Source organism: Polaromonas sp., from assembly GCF_029945895.1.
Taxonomy (GTDB): domain Bacteria; phylum Pseudomonadota; class Gammaproteobacteria; order Burkholderiales; family Burkholderiaceae_C; genus Polaromonas.
Window position 1 is genome coordinate 1 of record NZ_JAQSDL010000069.1, and the last position, 2,363, is coordinate 2,363.

2 protein-coding genes and 1 pseudogene are annotated in these 2,363 nt (G+C 63.1%); 1 reads left to right on the forward strand and 2 read right to left on the reverse strand.

The features are described from left to right. Together PSV33_RS08215 and PSV33_RS08220 are read right to left on the reverse strand one after the other, a co-directional pair. A pseudogene (locus PSV33_RS08215) lies at nt 1–412 on the reverse strand (type IV pili twitching motility protein PilT); the annotation flags it as partial. Nucleotides 413–478: 66 nt separating this feature from the next. Next, nucleotides 479–1,522 (reverse strand): type IV pilus twitching motility protein PilT, encoded by a 1,044-nt coding sequence (locus tag PSV33_RS08220; RefSeq protein ID WP_077592542.1) that lies wholly within the window; start codon nt 1,520–1,522, stop codon nt 479–481. Nucleotides 1,523–1,556: 34 nt separating this feature from the next. On the opposite strand from PSV33_RS08220, the gene PSV33_RS08225 reads away from it, so the two are divergent. Next, nucleotides 1,557–2,279 carry a YggS family pyridoxal phosphate-dependent enzyme gene (locus tag PSV33_RS08225; protein WP_300560518.1) on the forward strand — a complete coding sequence of 241 codons (723 nt, stop codon included), beginning with the start codon at nt 1,557–1,559 and terminating at the stop codon, nt 2,277–2,279. The last annotated feature ends 84 nt before the right edge of the window (nt 2,280–2,363 follow it).

A 2,363-nucleotide genomic window follows, 5' to 3' on the forward strand; every position in this document is an offset into this window, starting at 1 on the left:
CGCCCACCAGGATGCACAGGCCGCGCTTGGACATCACCACGTCCTTGAGCACCTGCGGCACGCCCAGGCCGTCGATGGTCGGCAACACCGCCGGGATCACCCGCATCACCATGCCGACCTTGCCCTGCTGGATGAAGGCGTTGACGCGGAAGCGCCCGACGCCGGGGGGCGAGATCGCGAAGTTGCATTCCTTGGTGCGTTCGAACTCGGCCGCCTGCTTGTCGTTCATGATGGCGCGCGCCAGGGCCAGCGTGTGGCCGGCGTTGAGCGGCTGCGGCGAGACCTTGGTGATCTTGCCGTCGACCTTCATTGCGGGCGGAAAGTCTCCGGTGATGAACAAATCGCTGCCGCTGCGGCTGACCATCAGCCTGAGAAGGTCGTTGATGAATTTACTGGCCTGGTCGCGTTCCATGGTTTCTCCAATTGGCTGCTGCGGGCCCGCAGGCCGCAGCAGCGCTTCGCTGATGACGAGCCCTGTTTAGCCGGGGAAGTTCTCGGGTATTTTTGCCTTGCCGCGGGCTTCGGCCGCCGAGATCACGTTGCGCTTGACGAGGTCGGTCAGATTCTGGTCCAGCGTCTGCATGCCCACGCTGTTGCCGGTCTGGATGGACGAGTACATCTGCGCGACCTTGGCCTCGCGGATCAGGTTGCGGATCGCGCTGGTGCCGAGCATGATCTCGTGCGCAGCCACACGGCCCTGTCCGTCCTTGGTCTTGCACAGGGTCTGCGAGATCACCGCCTGCAGCGATTCGGACAACATGGCGCGGATCATGTCTTTTTCCTCGGCCGGGAACACGTCGATGATCCGGTCGATGGTTTTTGCCGCGCTCGAGGTGTGCAGGGTGCCGAACACCAGGTGGCCGGTTTCAGCGGCCGTCATCGCCAGGCGGATGGTTTCCAGGTCGCGCATCTCGCCGACCAGGATGGCATCCGGATCTTCCCGCAGGGCTGACTTGAGCGCCGCACTGAAGCTCAGCGTGTGCGGGCCGACCTCGCGCTGGTTGATCAGGCACTTTTTCGATTCGTGCACAAACTCGATCGGGTCTTCCACAGTCAGGATGTGGCCGTATTCGGTCTCGTTGAGGTAGTTGACCATGGCCGCCAGCGTGGTCGATTTGCCTGAACCCGTGGGGCCGGTGACCAGCACCATGCCGCGCGGCTTCATCGCCAGGTCGCCGAAAATTTTTGGCGCATTGAGCTGCTCGAGCGTCAGGATTTTCGAGGGGATGGTACGGAACACGGCGCCGGCGCCGCGGTTCTGGTTGAAGGCATTGACGCGGAAACGCGCCAGCCCGTCGATCTCGAAGGAGAAGTCGATCTCCAGGAATTCCTCGTAGTTCTTGCGCTGGGTGTCGTTCATGATGTCGTACACCATGGCATGCACCTGCTTGTGGTCGAGCGGGTCGACATTGATGCGCCTGACATCGCCGTGCACCCGGATCATGGGCGGCAGGCCCGCTGACAAATGCAGATCGGACGCCTTGTTCTTGACGCTAAAAGCCAGCAGTTGGGTAATGTCCATCCCGGGGATTCCTGAAAAGTTTTACATTTGGATTATGACCATGATTGTGCGCAACCTCCAACTTGTCCGTGACCGTATAACCACGGCCTGTGTTGCTGCCGCACGCGATCCCGCCAGCGTGCGCCTGCTTGCCGTGTCCAAAACTTTCAATGCCGACGCGGTGATCGAGGCCATGTCCGACGGGCAACGCGCATTCGGCGAGAACTACATCCAGGAGGGGGTGGACAAGATTCTGGCAGTGCGCGCGTGGGAAGCCGATCACCCTGACCTGCCGCTCTCCCGTCCATCGGAGTGGCATTGCATCGGCCCCATCCAGAGCAACAAGACGCGGCTGGTCGCCGAACACTTTGACTGGGTGCAGTCGGTGGATCGCCTGAAGATTGCGCAGCGCCTGAGCGAGCAGCGCCCGCCGCATTTGCCGCCGCTGCAGGTATGCCTGCAGGTCAACATCGACGGCGGCGCCACCAAGTCCGGCGTGGCCCCGCAGGACGCCCAGGCGCTGGCGGCCGAGGTCGCGCGGCTGCCGCGGCTGCAACTGCGCGGCCTCATGTCGATTCCCGAGCCTGCTCCTAATTTTGTAGCTGCTTGCGCTATTCACAAAAGGGCTGCAGACCTTTTTGACCAGATCAATCGGGCTGGCGTGTTGCCGCAGGCCATGGACACGCTGTCGATGGGCATGACGGCCGACCTCGAGGCGGCCATTCACGCCGGCAGCACCATGGTGCGCGTCGGAACCGCCATTTTCGGCGCTAGATAAGCCCCCTCGGTTGCTCACTGCGTGTAGCGCCCTGCCCCCCGAGGGGGCCGCTGCGCCTGCGGCCCGGCAAAGCCGGTTCCGCGG